Source organism: Brevibacillus sp. HD3.3A, from assembly GCF_013284375.2.
GTDB classification, from domain to species: Bacteria; Bacillota; Bacilli; order Brevibacillales; family Brevibacillaceae; genus Brevibacillus; species Brevibacillus parabrevis.
The window spans coordinates 3,289,453-3,308,166 of record NZ_CP085874.1 but is presented as its reverse complement, the minus strand read 5'-3'; the positions used below and the strand labels follow the sequence as shown (position 1 = coordinate 3,308,166).

Below are 18,714 nucleotides of genomic sequence, written 5' to 3'. Positions count from 1 at the left end.
TGATGGGGATTGAATAAATATGACAATAACAAGCCCACACAGCATTCTGGAAGAAGTAAAACAGTTTGCAGAAGAAGAAATCAGACCGTTTGCTGCCGAATTTGAACAACAAAAAGCGCTTTCACGCGAGCTGATCAAAAAAATGGGGGAAAAGCGCTACTTGGCTGCAAGCTTTCCAGCACAGTACGGGGGCTTGCAGCTGCACCCCCTCGAATACGGGAACCTGGTTGAAGAGATCGGAAAAGGCGCTCTGTCTGCCGCGATGCTGCTGACGGTTACGACCGGGCTGGTAGGCGAAACGCTCATCCGTTGGGGCAGCGACTACCAAAAAGCACAGTACGTGCTGCCCATCGCAAGGGGCGAGAAGGTCGGGGCTTTTGCTTTAACCGAACCGGGAGTAGGAAGCGGCGCCAAGGATGTGAAAACTTCCTACGAAAAAGCGGGCGACAAGTATCGGATTACCGGGCGCAAAAAATGGATCTCGTTTGGGGAGATCGCCGACTTTTTTATCGTCATTGCCTCCGATCCGACGACGAACGCGATCAGTGCTTTCCTCGTCGACCGCGAGCAAGAGGGTGTCCACATTCGCAAAATCGAAGGGCTGCTTTCCTGCGCAGCTTCCCAGCTTGCCGATATCGAGCTGCACGATGTGGAAGTGGACGCGGACAAGCTGATCGGCAAGGAAGGAATGGGCTTCACGGGCATTGCCAACTTCGCGCTCGACCAGGGGCGGTTTAATGTCGCCTGGATGGGCGTCGGACTGGCGCAGGAAGCCCTGGAAGTGATGGTTACGTATGCGCGCAAAAGAAACCAGTCCGGGCAGAAAATTTTCAACTTTCAACTGATCAAAGGCATCATCGGCGATGCCGTGACGAACGTTCATGCTGCTCGCTCGCTCTGCCGGGAAGCCGCGCGCATGCGCGCCGACAATCATCCGGACGCGATTGTGCAAACGACGATGGCGAAATACTTTTCCTCGGTAGTAGCCAACAAGGTTGCCTCCGATGCCGTTCAGGTGCTTGGCGCGAACGGCTGCTGCAACCTGTATCCAGTCGAACGTCTTTTCCGGGAGGCGAAAATTTTGGAGATCATTGAAGGGTCTTCGCAAATTCAGCAGCAAATCATCGCCATGCACGGCGCGAACCGCTACTATCAGCCAAAAAGGATTACGGAAGTATGAAAAAATTAGATGCCAATCAAGTCAGCGACATCATTTCTCTCAGTCCGATGCAAGAAGGGATGCTGTTTCATTACTTGAAAGAACCGGACAGCTCCCTCTATTTTGAGCAAATCAGCTTGCATGTTTCCTCGGCTGTCCATATCGCTGCATTTCAACAGGCATGGCGGCACGTCGTCTCCGTCAACGAGATGCTGCGTGCCGTTTTTCGATGGGAAGGGGTCAAAGCGCCTCTTCTCATCATCCTCAAAGAGCTGCCGGACTTTTTGCGCTATGTGGATGTATCGGCACAGGTGACCGCGGACCGCGACACGTTTGTGGCTAACCTGCTGGACGAAGATCGGGCAAACAAGTTTGATCTGCGGGAAGGCGCGTTTCGCGTCAGTTTGTACAAATTGGGAGACGAGGACTATCAGCTAATCCTGAGTCACCACCATATTTTGTTCGACGGGTGGAGCACGGGCATTCTTTTGGCTGAGTTCATGGAGACGTATCAGCAGTTGCTGGAGCAGCGCCAGCCGACCGTTGCGGCGAAGCGAAAATTCAAAGACTTTATCAAGTCGGTCCAGCAAAAAGACAAGGCAGAGCAAGAAACGTTCTGGAAAACCTATCTGCAAGAAGTAAATCCGCTCTGGTTGCAAGAGATTATCCCAGCCAATCAGTCTCATGCAAGCAAGCACGCCGCGGAGAAAAAACAGGCCCGGCTGGACATTCCGCAGTCGCTTCATGCTGAAATCAAACGCCAAGGAAAACATGCGATCAGCTGCTACCTGTACGGGGCATGGGCGTTGCTCCACTATTTTTATGCAGACAGCAAAGACGTGGTTTTTGGCACGACCGTCTCGGGGAGGGAGGAGTCTCTCGATGGCATAGACAAGATGGTGGGCTTGTTCATCAATACGTTGCCGCTCCGATTGGCGATCGACCCGGACGAATCCCTCCAGGCATTTTTGGAGCGGGTGTTTGCTTCCATGAATGCCCGCAAGCATTATGGCTCCACACCGTTGCGGGATATTAAAAAATACAGTGGACTGCCTTTTGAAAAAGAGCTGTTTGATACGGTGCTCGTCATTGAAAATTATCCGCTTCAACCGCATTCGAAAAATCGGAATTTCGTCATCGATTCCTTTTCATATAGAGAAGAAACCAATTATCCGCTCACGATCTTTATTACGTTGTGGGAGACGATCGAGCTTGTTGTCGACTACGACTGCCGCGTCTACAGCGAAGCGTTCGTGCAGGAGCTTTGTGCGCGCTACAAAATGATTTTGACGTATCTGGTGGAGCAGCCACTGGAAACGATTCGCACGGTTGACTTTCTGTTTCCCGAAGAGAAACAGAAGCTGCTGGGCGAATGGGTCAATACGAAAGTGGCTCTGCCCACGGGGAAAACGATCCATCAGCTATTCGAAGAGCAAGTGGACAAAACGCCTGAGCGCATCGCCCTGACATACGAAGGGCGTTCTTTTACGTATCGGCAAATGAATGAGCAGGCGAACCAGTTGGCGAATTTGTTGCAGGACGCGGGCGTTCAACCGAACCAGGTCGTGGGCTTGTTCATGGATAGGCGGCCGGAGCTGGTGATCGCGCTGCTCGGTATTTTGAAATCCGGTGGCGCTTATTTGCCGTTGGAGCCGACGTTGCCGCTGGAACGCTGCGCGGCGATGCTTTCCGACGCTTGTGCCAATGTGGTGGTGTCCGTCCAGAAATTCACGGATGTGTTGGCTGGACTTAAAACCAAGTGTCCGCTACTCCAAACCGTTGTGTGCATGGATCAGGCAGAAAGCGAAGCAGAGTACAGTCTGCGCGACTTGCAGCAATACGCTCGGGAAGTAGCGGTAACAGTCCCTCAAGCGACTTCCGATGATCTGGCATACGTGATCTATACTTCTGGATCGACCGGAGTGCCCAAGGGCGTCATGATCTCGCATGAAAACGTCGTGAATTTTCTGTACGCAATGGAACGGGAAATCGGTTTTGAACCCGAACATACCGTTCTGGCGCTCGCTGCCTACTCGTTTGATATTTTTGTCCTGGAGTCATTGGCGCCGCTCTGCTGGGGAATGAAAATGACACTGGCGAGCGATGCGGTGCTCAAGGACCCGGATGAAATCATGAAGCTGATCGAAGCTGAGTCGGTGACGATTCTCCAGGCGACGCCATCGCGGATGAAGCTGCTTGTGCAATCGGCGCGAGCGAGCAGTCTGCAGCAGCTGCAAAAGATTTTGATCGGCGGAGAAACGTTATCGGAAGATTTGTACAAATCGTTGCGCGCGATCACAAAGCAGTCTATCTACAATGTGTACGGCCCGACGGAAACGACAGTATGGTCTACGATCCAGCGGCTTGAAGAAACGATTTCTGTCGGCAAGCCGATTGCCAATGTAGGCATCTATCTTTTGTCGAATGAGAGAACGCTGCGCCCGCTTGGCTATCCGGGAGAAGTGTGTATTTTCGGGAAAGGTCTGGGGAAGGGGTACTTGAACCAGCCGCTGCTCACTGCGGAAAAGTTCATAGCCAACCCGTTTCAGCCGGGCGAGCGGTTATATTGTACGGGCGACTACGCCTATTGGCTGCCGGATGGCTCCTTGCAGTTTGTCGGGAGAAAAGACCATCAGGTCAAAATCCGCGGGCACCGCATAGAGATGGCCGAGGTGGAAAGCGCCTTGAAGGATTTTTCCCCGGTCAAAGATGTCGTCGTCATCGAAATAAAAGAAAAGAACGAGTCAGCCCTGGCTGCCTACTTGGTGGTCGACAGCGGTTTCAACTGGACAGCTTGCAAAGCGTTTCTCAAAACGAGGCTGCCTCATTACGCCATTCCGTCTGCTTGCTACCGGATACCGGAAATTCCGTACACCCGCAATTTGAAAGTGGATCGCAAAGCGTTGGTGCAAATGCAAAAAGAGCCGCTGCATTTGTTGGAACATACGATCGAGCCGAAAAGCAAGCTGGAAGCGAAGATTGCTGAGACGTGGAAAAACGTGCTGGAAATCGAGCGGGTGGGCATACACGATCGGTTTTTTGATGTCGGCGGCGACTCGATCAACGTCATCCGCTTGTGCAATGAGTTGAAAGCGGAAATGAACACGGACGTTCCGGTGCAGACCATTTTCACCTATCCGACGATTCATGAATTGGCAAACTACTTCCACGCAAAAGCAACAGGGGAGAGCCGGACGGCCAAGCCTTCAGCCGAAAAGCCCAAAGCGGCCAAGCCCCGCACTGTGGATATTCAAGACACCGATGTTGCGATCATCGGAATGGCAGGCCGATTTCCGGGAGCGGCTGACAAGGAGCAGTTTTGGCGCAATCTCGTCAGCGGCAACGAGGCAATCAAGTTTTACAGCGATGAAGAAATGGAAGCGCTCGGCATCGATCGCGAACTGTGGAACAATCCGCATTATGTCAAGGCGAAAGGAAAGCTCGACGATATCGATTGCTTTGACGCCGAATTTTTTGGCTATACCGTAGCGGAAGCCGAGTGGATGGACCCGCAAATTCGCTTGCTGCATGAGTGCGCGTGGCATGCCCTGGAGGATGCGGGGTACGAGCCGGAAGCGTATCCAGGCTCCATCGGTTTGTACGTCGGCTCTGCCTACAATATTTACTGGGTGCCGGAGACGTTCTCTCCATCGCTTTACGCTTCTGAGCAATACCAAATTTATCACGTCAACAGCAATTCGTTCGCGACGCTGATTGCTTACCGGATGAATTTGCGCGGGCCAGCGATCACTGTCCAGGCAGCCTGCTCGACTTCGCTCGTGGCAGTTGATCGGGCTTACAAGGACTTGCTTTTTGGAGACTGCGACATCGCCGTTGCAGGGGCGGCTGCGGTTACTTTGCTGGATGAAGCCGGATATGTCCATCAGGAAGGGATGGTTTTATCCAAAGACGGACATTGCCGCGCCTTTGACAAGAAAGCGACCGGGACTGTTACCGGAAACGGGGTTGGGCTAGTCGTCTTAAAACGTCTCAAAGATGCGCTGGCAGATGGAGATCATATTTACTCTGTTTTGAAGTCCACGGCTGTCAATAATGACGGAAACCGCAAAGTGGGCTATTCGGCTCCAAGTGCGGAAGGACAAGCGGCCGTGATTCAAAAAGCGATCGAACGGTCCGGGATCGAAGCGGCGCAGATTCACTATGTCGAAGCGCATGGAACGGGAACGGCATTGGGCGATCCTGTTGAAGTGGAAGGGCTCAAACTGGCCTTCGACACGGACAAGAAAAATTACTGCGGGCTCGGCTCCGTCAAGACGAATATCGGGCATCTGGAAGCGGCGGCAGGGATTGCCGGACTGATGAAAACATCGCTCGCGCTCAAAAACCGGATGATCCCGCCGACGATCAATTGTGAAGAGGTCAATGGGCAGATCGATTTCGAAAATTCCCCGTTTTACCTCAATACGCAGCTGCTCGATTTGCAAAACGAAGACATGTTTCCGCTGCGGGCAGGCGTCAGTTCATTCGGGCAAGGAGGCAGCAACGCTCATGTGATTTTGGAGGAAGCGCCGCCAGCGATCGAGACGCCAGCGAAAAGGCGGTACCAAATGATCGCGTTGTCCGCTCACAGCGAAGCAGCGTTGAAAGAGATGAAGGGACGGATTGGCGAGCGGTTCAAGCGCGACGACAGCATCCAGCTGGCCGATGCCGCCTATACGCTGAAGGTAGGGCGCAAACGTTTTTCGCACCGCTCTGTCTTGCTTTGCGCAGAAGTGCGGGAAGCGATTGAAGTTTTGACGGACAAAAACTCCCGGAAATCATGGGATTTTGTCGCTTCCGAGCAAAGCCCTGCGCTTGTGTTCATGTTTTCGGGGCAAGGTGCGGAATATGTGAATATGGCCTTGGACCTTTACCGTCACGAGCCGCTTTTCCGCGAGAAGCTGGATGAATGCTTCGCGATTTTGCAAAACATCTCGGGTGTCCGCTATCAGGACTATTTGTACCCCGACCAGCCTGATGATCAGGGAGCGCGGGAGATACACAGGCAGAGCGTTTCCCAGCCGCTTCATTTTGCCATCGAGTATTCGTTGGCCTGGATGCTGATGGAGTGGGGCGCTGCCCCGTCGAACATGATCGGATACAGCATCGGCGAGTACGTCGCGGCGTGCATAACCGGGGTTTTCTCGTTGGAAGACGCCTTGATTTTGACTTATCACAGAGGCAGGCTCATGGAAAAACTCCCGGAAGGCGTCATGCTGACGGTTCCTTTGGCAGAGGAAGCTCTGCTCTCCATCTTGCCGCATGAGCTGTCGATTGCAGCCGTGAACGAGGAATCGTGTATTGTCGCTGGAAGCAAGGAGGACATCAGCCGATTCGAAGCCGCGTTGAAGGAACAAAAGGTCATCAGCATGCGGCTCGCTATTTCCCACGCGGGGCATTCTAACATGCTGGATTCGATGCTGGCAGAATTTGGCGAATACGTACAGCGCGTTTCGTTCCAGCAGCCTGTGCTGCCGTTTGTGTCCAGCTTGACGGGCAATCCGATTACGCCAGAGGAAGCGGTCGATCCGGGCTACTGGGTGCGGCATTTGCGCGAGCCTGTCCGCTTTGTGGCAGGGCTGCAAAAGCTGGCGCAGCAGGAGCATACGTTATTTATCGAGGTTGGGCCGGGACGAAATCTTTGCATGCTCGCCCAGCGGTTTTTGCGTCCTGAGCGCAACCAAAAGCTGCTCGATACGATCCGGGTGGAGCGAAAGCAAGTGGCGGACGACGAACAGCTTTTGAAGACGGTGGCGCAATTGTGGCTGTATGGGGTCGATCTGGACTGGAAACGGTTTTACGACGGCGAACGGCGCAGAAGAATTTCTTTGCCGGGATACCCGTTTGCGAAAAAGCGTTACTGGAACCATGCGTTTCGTTTTGACACCAGCCAGTTTGGCAAACGGGCGAAAGGCAAGCGCTTGGCAAGCGCAGCGCTACAGTCCGCGGCGTCGCTCTCGTTTTCGCCTGCGCATTCGCAGGAGCGACTGTCTGGACAGGTGGCCGAATCGGCTCCAGTCGTTCATACGTTTGCAAGTGAAGAGGGAAGCGTGATCTCGCGGTTAGTAGGGGAGATCATCGGCGGTCCGAATGTAGGGGAAGACGAGGACTTGTTTGAAGCGGGATTTGACTCGCTCAAGGTTGTATCGTTTATTTCCAAGCTTGTGGATGCGTTCCAGGTGCAACTGACGATGCACGAGGTGTTCGCGCATCCGACGATCCGCGAGCTGGTGCCGCTCATTCGGCAAAAAGCGCCGCAGGCGGCTGTCGTGATTCCGAAAGCGGCAGAAGCGCCGTACTATCCGGCTTCGTCCCAGCAAAAACGGCTGTATGCGTTGCAGCAGTTTGACGAAACGAGCACGGCGTACAACATTCCGGGCGTATTTTTGCTGCACGGGTCTGTCGACCGGGAGCGGATGCAGGCTGCGTGTGAAGGGGTGCTGCAGCGGCATGAGGCGTTGCGGACTTATTTTGAGCTGGACGGGCAGGAGTTGGTGCAGAGGATTGTTGCGGTTGCTTCGTCCTTTGCGCTTGAATGGCGGGAGATGCCGGGCGCGAGCGTGGAAGAAGCAATGGAAGGCTTCATTCGTCCGTTCTCGCTGCACGAAGCGCCTTTGCTGCGGATTCGCCTGGTGAGCGTAGGCACTGACCGCCACGTCATGCTGATCGACATGCACCACATCATTTCCGACGGACTGTCGATTGAACGACTGGTCAGCGATTTTCTCGCTTATTACGACGGACAGACGCTGGCGGAGCCGAAGCGGCAGTACAAAGACTTCGCCGTCTGGCAGCAAAGCCGGGACGCGGCCGATTGGCAAAAGGAAGCGGACTTCTGGCTGCAGCAGTACAGGGACGGCTACGAAACGCTCGATTTGCCAACCGATTACCGCCGTCCGCCGATCAAGCATTTTGCTGGCGACCTGAGGCGGTTTGTGTGGACGGACGAGCAAGCGTCTGCGCTCCGCGAATTTTGCCGCGCACAGCAGTTGACGCCGTACATGCTGCTGTTCGGTTGCTTCTCGATCCTGCTGGCGAAATACAGCGGGCAGCAAGCAATCATGGTCGGGACGCCAGTGGGCGGACGCATCGGCGCGGAGACTGAAGAGACGGTCGGGGCTTTTGTCAATACGCTGGCGCTGCGCAGCTACCCCACAGGGGAAAAGCGCGTAGTCGACTACTTGCAGGAGTTGAAAGCGTACTGCTTGCAAGCGTTTGAGCACCAGACGTACCCGTTTGAAGAGCTGGTGCAGCAGGTGGAAAAAGAGAGAGACCTCAGCCGCAACCCGTTGTTTGACACGATGTTCGCGTGGGAGCAGCGCGATCGCAGTCAACTGCGCATTCGCGGGCTGGACGTGCAACGCCAGGATATCCACAGCGGCATCGCCAAGTTTGACCTGATGTTGCAAGCGTGGGAAGAGCAAGGGCAAATCGGCTTTGCGCTGGAGTACGCGACGGCGTTGTTTGCCGCCACCACGGTGGAGCGCATGGGCAAGCATTATACGCAAATCCTTCAAGAAATTTTGCAGGCTCCTGAGCAACCGATTAAAGAAATTCGCTTGATTTCTGCGGAGGAAGAACAACTGCTGCGGGACGGCTTCAACCAGACGCAGGTGGATGAGGACTGGAGCCGCAGCGTGGTGGCGCTCATCGAAGAGCAGGCAAAAGAGCGTGGCGCCGAGCAAGCAGTGATATGCGAAGGGGAGAGACTGACTTATCGCGAGCTGAACGAACGCGCGAATCAAGTAGCGCGGTTCTTGCTTGAGCAAGGCTGCGAGAAAAACGAGATCGTCGGCATCATGGCAGAGCGCTCCTTGTCGATGATCATCGGGCTGCTGGCGATTGAAAAGGCAGGCGCGGCCTACTTGCCAATCGACCCCGCCACGCCAGCCGAACGGATTCAGTATTTGCTCGAAGATAGCGGCGCTCGTCTCGTATTGACCCAAACAAAGCTGATCGAGCAAATGACTTTTACAGATTCTGCTGAGATTGCCGTCTACGATTTGGAAGACGAAGCGCAGTACGCCAGCTATGAGCGCACTAACCCGGGTGTACCGCTTTTGCCGGATGACCTGGCCTATGTGCTCTACACATCCGGCTCCACAGGCCAGCCAAAAGGAGTCATGCTAACGCACGGCGGCATGTCCAATCGCTTGTGCTGGATGGCGGCGCATTACGGCATGGACGAAAACGAGATCGTGCTGCAAAAGACGACCTATACGTTTGACGTTTCCGTGTGGGAGCTGTTTTTGCCGCTCATGATCGGAGGGGTACTCTGCTTCGCCAAACCAGGCGGAGAAAAAGACCCCGAGTATCTCTATCGTCTCATCAACGAACAAAAAGTGACAACGCTGCACTTTGTACCGTCCATGCTGGCAGCGTTTCTCCACACCTTGCCGGAGAACGCGGACGAAGCTTCCTTTTCCCGCCTCAAGCGCTGCATTTGCAGCGGCGAAGAGCTAAGCATCGAAGTGAAGGACCGCTTCTTCCGAAAAATGCCGGGAGTAGAGCTGCACAACCTGTACGGCCCTACCGAGGCGTCGATTGACGTGACGTTCTATGAAGTGCGGGCAGAAGATCGGCTAATTCCGATCGGCAAACCAGTAGCGAACACCCGCCTGTACATCGTCACCGAAGAAGGCGGCTTGGCACCGATTGGCGTGCCGGGAGAGTTGTGCATCGCTGGCATCCAGCTGGCAAAAGGCTACCTCAACCGCCCGGAACTGACCGCAGAAAAATTCAGGGAACTGCCGCTGCTCCCCGAAGAACGGCTGTACTTCACGGGCGACCTGGCCCGTTGGCTGGAAGACGGAAACATTGCCTACTTGGGCAGAAAAGACACGCAAATCAAGCTGCGCGGTTTCCGAATTGAACTGGGGGAGATCGAATCGGCGATCCAGTCCTATACAGACAAGATCGAGACGGTTGCCGTGGTCAGCCAGGGAACACAAGCGGAGAGCAAGGTGCTGTGCGCGTTTTTCAGCGCGACGGAGAAGGTCGACATTGGCAAGCTGAAAGCACATTTGCAGCGGCATCTGCCTGCTTACATGGTTCCGGTGCACTATCAGCAGCTCGCTGCGCTTCCGCATACGTCCAGCGGCAAGATCGACAGAAAAGCTTTGCCACGCATAACGGCGAGCGACGATGTGGACATGGCCGCGTCGGAAATGTTGGCGGGGGAAGATGGGCAGCTTCTTGCTTCTATTTTCAAAGAAACATTGGGCATCGAGAACATCTCCTCTAGCACTCACTTTTTTGAGTTGGGAGGCAATTCGCTCGCTGCAATTGTGTTGAAAGCGAAAATTTCCGCCGCCTTCCAGGTGCAGCTGACGATGCAAGAGGTGTTCGCGCATCCGACGATCCGGGAGCTGGTGCCGCTCATTCGGCAAAAAGCGCCGCAGGCGGCTGTCGTGATTCCAAAAGCGGCGGAAGCGCCGTACTATCCGGTTTCCTCCCAGCAAAAACGGCTGTATGCGTTGCAGCAGTTTGACGAAACGAGCACGGCTTACAACATTCCGGGCGTATTTTTGCTGCACGGGGCTGTCGACCGGGAGCGGATGCAGGCTGCGTGCGAAGGCTTGCTACAACGGCATGAGGCGTTGCGGACGTATTTTGAGTTAAACGGGCAAGAGTTGGTGCAAAAGATTGTTGCGGCTGCTCCGAGTGGTTTGGCAGTTTTGGGTGCTTCGGCAGTTCCGAGTGCGTTGGCCGCTCCGAGTGCTTCGGCAGTTCCGGGTGCTTCGGCTACTCCGAGTGCGTTGGCTGCTCCGAGTGTTTCGGCAGTTCCAGGTGATTCGGTTGCTCCGAGTGCTTCGGCAGTTCCGGGTGCTTCGGCAGTTCTGGGTGCTTCGGTTGCTCCGAGTGGTTTGGCAGTACCGGGTGCTTCGGCTACTCCGAGTGCCCCGGCTGCTCTGACTACTTCTGCTACTCCGCCCTTTGCGCTTGAATGGCGGGAGATGCCGGGCGCGAGCGTGGAAGAAGCAATGGAAGGCTTCATTCGTCCGTTCTCGCTGCACGAAGTGCCTTTGCTGCGGATTCGCCTGGTGAGCATTGCGCCCGACCGCCACGTCATGCTGATCGACATGCACCACATCATTTCCGACGGATTGTCAATTGAACGACTGGTCAGCGATTTTCTCGCTTATTACGACGGACAGACGCTGGCGGAGCCGAAGCGGCAGTATAAAGACTTCGCTGTCTGGCAACAAAGCCGGGACGCAGCCGATTGGCAAAAGGAAGCGGACTTCTGGCTGCAGCAGTACAGGGACGGCTACGAAACGCTCGATTTGCCAACCGATTACCGCCGTCCGCCGATCAAGCATTTTGCTGGCGACCTGAGGCGGTTTGTGTGGACGGACGAGCAAGCGTCTGCGCTCCGCGAATTTTGCCGCGCACAGCAGTTGACGCCGTACATGCTGCTGTTCGGTTGCTTCTCGATCCTGCTGGCGAAATACAGCGGGCAGCAAGCAATCATGGTCGGGACGCCAGTGGGCGGACGCATCGGCGCGGAGACTGAAGAGACGGTCGGGGCTTTTGTCAATACGCTGGCGCTGCGCAGCTACCCCACAGGGGAAAAGCGCGTAGTCGACTACTTGCAGGAGTTGAAAGCGTACTGCTTGCAAGCGTTTGAGCACCAGACGTACCCGTTTGAAGAGCTGGTGCAGCAGGTGGAAAAAGAGAGAGACCTCAGCCGCAACCCGTTGTTTGACACGATGTTCGCCTGGGAGCAGCGCGATCGCAGCCAATTGCGCATTCGCGGGCTGGACGTGCAACGCCAGGATATCCACAGCGGCATCGCCAAGTTTGACCTGATGCTGCAAGCGTGGGAAGAGCAAGGGCAGATGGGCTTTGCGCTGGAATACGCGACGGCGTTGTTTGCCGCCTCTACGGTGGAGCGCATGGGCAAGCATTATACGCAAATTCTTCAAGAAATTTTGCAGGCTCCTGAGCAACCGATCAAGGAAATTCGCTTGATTTCAGCCGAGGAAGAACAACTGCTGCGGGACGGCTTCAACCAGACGCGTGTAGATGAGGACTGGAGCCGCAGCGTGGTGGCGCTCATCGAAGAGCAGGCAAGCGTGCGCGGCGACGAGCAAGCAGTGATATGCGAAGGACAGAGTCTGACCTATCGCGAGCTGAACGAGCGAGCGAATCAGGTGGCACGCTTTTTGCTCGATCACGGTTGCGAGAAAAACCAGATCGTAGGGATTGTGGCGGAACGCTCCTTGGCGATGATCATCGGGCTGCTTGCGATTGAAAAGGCAGGCGCGGCCTACTTGCCAATCGACCCCGCCACACCAGCCGAACGGATTCAGTATTTGCTCGAAGACAGCGGCGCTCGTCTCGTATTGACCCAAACAAAGCTGATCGAGCAAATGACTTTTACAGATTCTGCTGAGATTGCCGTCTACGATTTGGAAGACGAAGCGCAGTACGCCAGCTATGAGCGCACTAACCCGGGTGTACCGCTTTTGCCGGATGACCTGGCCTATGTGCTCTACACATCCGGCTCCACAGGCCAGCCAAAAGGAGTCATGCTAACGCACGGCGGCATGTCCAATCGCTTGTGCTGGATGGCGGCGCATTACGGCATGGACGAAAACGAGGTCGTGCTGCAAAAGACGACCTATACGTTTGACGTTTCCGTGTGGGAGCTGTTTTTGCCGCTCATGATCGGAGGGGTACTCTGCTTCGCCGAGCCAGGCGGAGAAAAAGACCCCGAGTATCTGTATCGTCTCATCGACGAACAAAAAGTGACAACGCTGCACTTTGTACCGTCCATGCTGGCAGCGTTTCTCCACACCTTGCCGGACAACGCGGATGAAGCTTCCTTTTCCCGCCTCAAGCGCTGCATCTGCAGCGGCGAAGAGCTAAGCATCGAAGTGAAGGACCGCTTCTTCCGAAAAATGCAGGGAGTAGAGCTGCACAACTTGTACGGCCCCACCGAGGCGTCGATTGACGTGACGTTCTATGAAGTGCGGGCAGAAGATCGGCTAATTCCGATCGGCAAACCAGTAGCGAATACCCGCCTGTACATCGTCACCGAAGAAGGCGGCTTGGCGCCGATTGGCGTGCCGGGAGAGCTGTGCATCGCTGGCATCCAGCTGGCAAAAGGCTATCTCAACCGCCCGGAGCTGACCGCAGAAAAATTCAGGGAACTGCCGCTGCTTCCCGGAGAACGGCTGTACTTCACGGGCGACCTGGCCCGTTGGCTGGAAGACGGAAACATTGCCTACTTGGGCAGAAAAGACACCCAAATCAAGCTGCGCGGTTTCCGGATTGAACTGGGGGAGATCGAATCGGCGATCCAGTCCTATACAGACAAGATCGAGACGGTTGCCGTGGTCAGCCAGGGAACACAAGCGGAGAGCAAAATGCTTTGCGCGTATTACGGCGCGACAGAACAGATCGATTCAGGCCAGCTACAGGCGTATTTGCAGCGGCACTTGCCCGTTTACATGGTTCCGCTGCACTATCAGCAGCTCGCTTCGCTTCCGCATACGTCCAGTGGAAAAATCGACAGAAAGGCGCTTTCCCGCATGCCATTGAACGTGGAAAAGGAAAGAGCCGTTCTGCCCAAAACCGAGCAGGAAAAACAACTGTCGCTGATCTGGAAAGAAGTGCTGCAAATCGAGAAGGTCAGCATCCGTGACGACTTTTTCCAGCTCGGAGGAAACTCGCTCAGCGTCATCCACTTGCACAAGCGCTTGACGGAGCAGCTCGATCCAACTATTTCGATCGCCAATCTGTACCGATATCGCACCATCGAATCTTTCCTGGCTTACACGAGTCAGAAGGCGCACGCAGGCAAGTCGCAAACGATGACAGTGCCGGAACGCAAAGAGCGATTGCTGCAAGGCAATGCCAAACGATCACAGCGACTATCAAAAAGAAAAGGGACAAATAGCGATGAGTAAACAAGTAAACGGACTTGAGATTGCCATTATCGGCATGTCGGGAAGATTTCCGGGAGCGCTGGACATCGCAGGCTTTTGGCGCAATCTGGTCAATGGCACAGAAGCGATCGCGTTTTTCTCCCGGGAAGAACTGGAAAAGAGCGGCATCGACCCGGAGCTGCTCGCCCATCCAGACTACGTTCCGGCAAAAGGCTACCTGGAGAACAGCGAATATTTCGACGCCTCCTTTTTCAACTATTCACCGCTTGAAGCAGAGGTCATGGACCCGCAGGTGCGCATTTTTCACGAATGCGTTTGGGAAGCGCTTGAAGATGCGGGTTATTGCACTGACACGTACTCTGGTTTGATCGGTCTGTACGCGGGAGCTGCCAGCAGTCTTTACTGGCAGTCCCTCGCTTTTTTGTCAGAGAGCGCCCAACTGCTCGGTCCGTTTTCGGCCAATCAGCTCGCAAACAAAGATTTTATGTCGATGCAGATTGCCCATCGGCTGAATTTGAAAGGGCCGAGCATGACCGTCAACACAGCCTGCTCGACATCGCTTGTCGCGGTCCATCTCGCCGCGCAGGCATTGCTGAACGGCGAGTGCGACCTTGCTCTGGCTGGGGGTGTCAGCATCTCCTTGCCGTTGAAGTCCGGCTACCAGTATCAGGAGGGCATGATCCTGTCGCCGGACGGGCACTGCAAGCCGTTTGACGCAGATAGTCAAGGCTCCGTGCCAGGCAATGGGGCAGGGGTTGTCGTCTTGAAGCGCTATGAAGAAGCAATCGCGGACGGGGATCACATTTATGCGGTCATCAAAGGTTCCGCGATCAACAACGACGGAGATCGGAAAAGCGCCTACACGGCTCCAAGCGTGGAAGGGCAAGTCGAGGTGATTCAGACGGCCCAGCAATTGGCCGAGGTAGATTTTGCCGACATTCACTTTGTCGAGACGCACGGCACAGGAACCGTACTCGGCGATCCGATTGAGCTGGAAGCATTGCGCACGGCTTTTGCCAGCGAGGAAGGCACGTGCCTGATCGGCTCGGTCAAGTCCAATATCGGCCACCTCGACGCAGCGGCAGGAGTTGCAGGGCTCATCAAGGCAACGCTCAGTTTGCAGCATAAGTTACTGCCGCCGACTTTGCACTTTCAAAAGCTGAATCCGAAAATTGACTTGTCTGACTCGCCCTTTGAGATCAATGCCAGGCTGTTCGATTTGACTGCCATCCAAGACACATTGCGGGCCGGAGTAAGCTCTTTCGGGATCGGCGGTACAAACGCCCATGTCATCCTGGAGGAAGCGCCGCCGCTGCCTAAGTCCGCGAAGGGCAGAGACGCGCAGCTTATCCTGCTTTCGGCGAAAAGTGAAACCGCCCTGGACCAGTCCAGCCTGAATCTGCTCGACTATATCCGTAAAAACCCGGATGTTTCCTTGGCAGATTTGGCGTTTACTCTCCAGGTTGGAAGAAAGGCTTTCGAGCACAGGCGCTTTGTCGTCGCCAGCCATACGGATGAATTGACTGAGGTTTTGCAGTCCGTTGGAAACGAAACAGGAAAGCGCTCGCGGAAGCTGTTTACAAGCGTTGTCGAGCAGGCCGACAAGAAAATCGTCTTCATGTTTCCGGGGCTGGGCAATCAATACGTGGAGATGGGCCTCGGGCTGTACCGATCTGAGCCGTTGTTCCGCAAAGAGCTGGATCACTGCTTTGCGATACTCGACCGTTACTTGGATGTGCCGAGCAAGGAGTGGTTCTTTCCACAAACGGATCGCGAGCAGGCCATGCAAAAAATCAGGCAGATCGACATTAGCCAGCTTGTGGTCTTCATTTTCGAGTACGCTCTCGGCAAGTATCTGATGGAGCTAGACGTCAAGCCTGATTATATGATCGGCTACAGCTTCGGGGAATTTGCAGCCGCCTGCCTGGCAGGGGTGTTTGCGCTAGAGGACGCCATCCGCGTGATTATCCGAAGAGGCCAGCTCATCAAGCAGACCGAAGAGGGAGCCATGCTGAGCGTCCCGCTGACAGAAGCAGAGCTTTTGCCATTGCTTCCGGAAACGCTCTCCTTGTGCATCGTCAACGGGCCGTCTTGTGTCGTCGGAGGAACGCGAGCAGCGGTAGAGCAGTTTGAGGAACAGCTGAAGTCCCGAAAACAGCTAGGCATTCGCCTGGACACTGCCCATGCGCTGCACTCGGCTTTAATGGAGCCGATCAGACAGGCGTTCGAGGAGGAAATGCGGCAGATTCAGTTACATCCGCCTCATATCTCGTTTATTTCCAATATGACCGGGGAGTGGATCACGGCTGAACAGGCAACAGACCCTGGCTACTGGGCGAGACAGCTGACGGACCCGATCCGCTTTGCTCGCGGTCTGCAACACATTTTGCAAGAAGACGCGCTAACTTTTGTCGAAGTGGGACCAGACCGGAATCTGAGTGCTCTGCTGCGCTATTTTGTTCAACGCGACTCGGCCCATACGATTCTCAATATCATCCGAAATCCGCAGGAAAAAGTAGACGACCTGTATTACTTGTACACCCGTCTGGGCCAACTGTGGGGAGCAGGCCATACTGTCGACTGGACGAAGCTGTACCAGTCCGAGAAGCGAAACAGACTTTCCTTGCCGACTTATCCGTTTGAGCGTGACTATCATTGGCTGGACGGCAATCCGTTTCACATGCTGCACGACAAGCAAGCATCTGCGAAAAAGAACTTGCAAAAGAAGCTGCAGATCGAGGATTGGTTTTATGCCCCTCTTTGGCAGCAAAAAGTGTTGCCGCTTGCCGCTCAGCCGCCAGCTCACCAAACGTATCTCGTCTTCGCCAATCGGGACTCGCTTTGCGACGAGTTGATTCGCCAGCTGTCGTCTGCCGGACAAGTTCCCATCGTCGTTTACAGCGGTGCGGAATTTGCCGCGAGCAGTCAAGGATATGTGGTAAATCCGGCTTCTTCCGCGGATTACGAAAATCTTTTTGCCAGCATGCAAGAGCAAAAGCTGCGAATCGACCATGTGCTGCATTTGTGGAGCGCCGGACAAAAGCCGAGCGCCTCTCTGGATGTGTTTGCCTTGCACAAGACGCAGCAAACAGGCTTTTACAGCGTCATGCATACAGCGCGAGGCTTGCAGCGCCTGGACAGGCACAGAGTCGTCCGCATGGCAGTCGTGACGAATGAAGCCGTGGCTGTGACCGGACAGGAGACGCTGTTTCCCGAGCACTCGCCGCTGATTGGGTTAGGGCACGTCATTCCCCAAGAGATGCACAACATCCGCCAGCTGACCGTTGATATTTCGACCGCCGAGCTCGAAGCCGGGGAAGCTGCCAAACAGATGGCCCAGATGCTGCTGGAAGAGCTTGCGCACGAGTCGGCAGATCGGTTGGTCGCGTACCGTCATTTCCAGCGCTGGGTTCCAAGTTATCAGCCTGTCAAGGTGACAGAGCCGAAGACAGAGCCTTTTCGCCAAAACGGCGTTTATGTAATTACCGGGGGCGCAGGCATGATCGGCTGGATGATCGGCAGCTATTTGGCCAAGCATTATCAGGCGACGATTGCCATCATTCAACGATCATTCCCGGTGAAGCAGGAATGGGCAGCATGGCTTGCCGAGCACGGAGAAAAGGACGAGCGAAGCATGCGCATCCGCGAAATGCTCGACGCAGAGCAAGCGGGAGCCACTATCGAGGTTTACCGGGCGCAAGTCGACGACTATTTGCAGATGTCCAATGCGATAGCCGAGATCGAAGCCGCTCACGGGATGATCCATGGCGTCTTCCATTGCGCAGCGAACATGGGAGATCACTTTTTCCATGCGATTGACCAGCTGGACGAGGGGCTTTGCCAGGCGATTTTTCAGCCGAAAATGGACGGGGTGCTCGTCCTCGATCAAATATTGGAGCAAAAATCACTTGATTTTTGTCTGCTTATGTCCTCGACAGCGGCTGTGCTGGGCGGGTATGGCTTTGCTGCGTATGCGGCGGCGAATGTGTTCATGGATGCCTATACGAACAAGCGAAACAGACAGCGCAGCGTGAAATGGAAAACGATTGACTGGGAAGCATGGCGGAGCCGTGAGAAAGCGGCGGCGAGGTATCAGTCTTCGATCGGCGATCTGGCCATGACGCCGGAAGAAGGGATCGAAGCTCTCCGCAGAGTATTATCAATGGATCGCTTGCACCATCTTGTGCATTCCCCCGGTGATTTGGAAGCGCGGCTGGATCAGTGGATACGGTTCCTGGAGCAGCCCGCAGGAAAAGCCAATGCTGTCGCCATGCCGAAAAGCGCTCGCCAAAAACGGAAAAGCACTTCCGCGATGGTCGACTATGAAAAGCCGTCCAATCACGTCGAACAAAGAATCGCAGAAATTTGGGAGACGTTTTTGGGGATTGAGGAGATCAGCACCAACGACAACTTTTTTGAGTTGGGTGCCACCTCTTTGACATTGATTCGCATCAAATCGCTTCTGGAAGAAGAGTTCCACAAGCCGATCCCGATTGTCGACCTGTTTGCCAATCCGACCATTGCCAGCTTGGCGAAAAGCATCCAGGCAGGTGAAACCGGAACAGGCGATGAAGGCGAGGCAACAAGGCTGAAAGAGCGGGAAGTCGCCGGAAGGGAGCTTTTGGCCAGACAAGCAGAGCTGAGAAAGAGAGAGTGAGA

Annotated in this window: 3 protein-coding genes; all 3 read left to right on the top strand. The window is 55.0% G+C overall.

Annotated features, from left to right (window positions below; genetic code table 11):
• Positions 1–19 precede the first annotated feature (19 nt).
• From HP435_RS15200 to HP435_RS15190, 3 genes are read left to right on the top strand one after another with little or no spacing between them, the layout of a single operon-like run.
• Positions 20–1,180 carry an acyl-CoA dehydrogenase family protein gene (locus HP435_RS15200; protein WP_122966458.1) on the top strand — a complete coding sequence of 387 codons (1,161 nt, stop codon included), beginning with the start codon at positions 20–22 and terminating at the stop codon, positions 1,178–1,180.
• A complete protein-coding gene (locus HP435_RS15195) occupies positions 1,177–14,076 on the top strand; it encodes a non-ribosomal peptide synthetase/type I polyketide synthase (protein WP_229049684.1) in 12,900 nt (4,299 codons plus the stop codon). Before HP435_RS15200 ends, HP435_RS15195 begins: the two co-directional genes overlap by 4 nt.
• On the top strand, positions 14,069–18,712 hold the full coding sequence (locus HP435_RS15190) for a type I polyketide synthase (protein ID WP_173599521.1): 4,644 nt from the start codon (positions 14,069–14,071) through the stop codon (positions 18,710–18,712). The genes HP435_RS15195 and HP435_RS15190 overlap by 8 nt, the downstream gene beginning before the upstream one ends.
• Positions 18,713–18,714 lie beyond the last annotated feature (2 nt).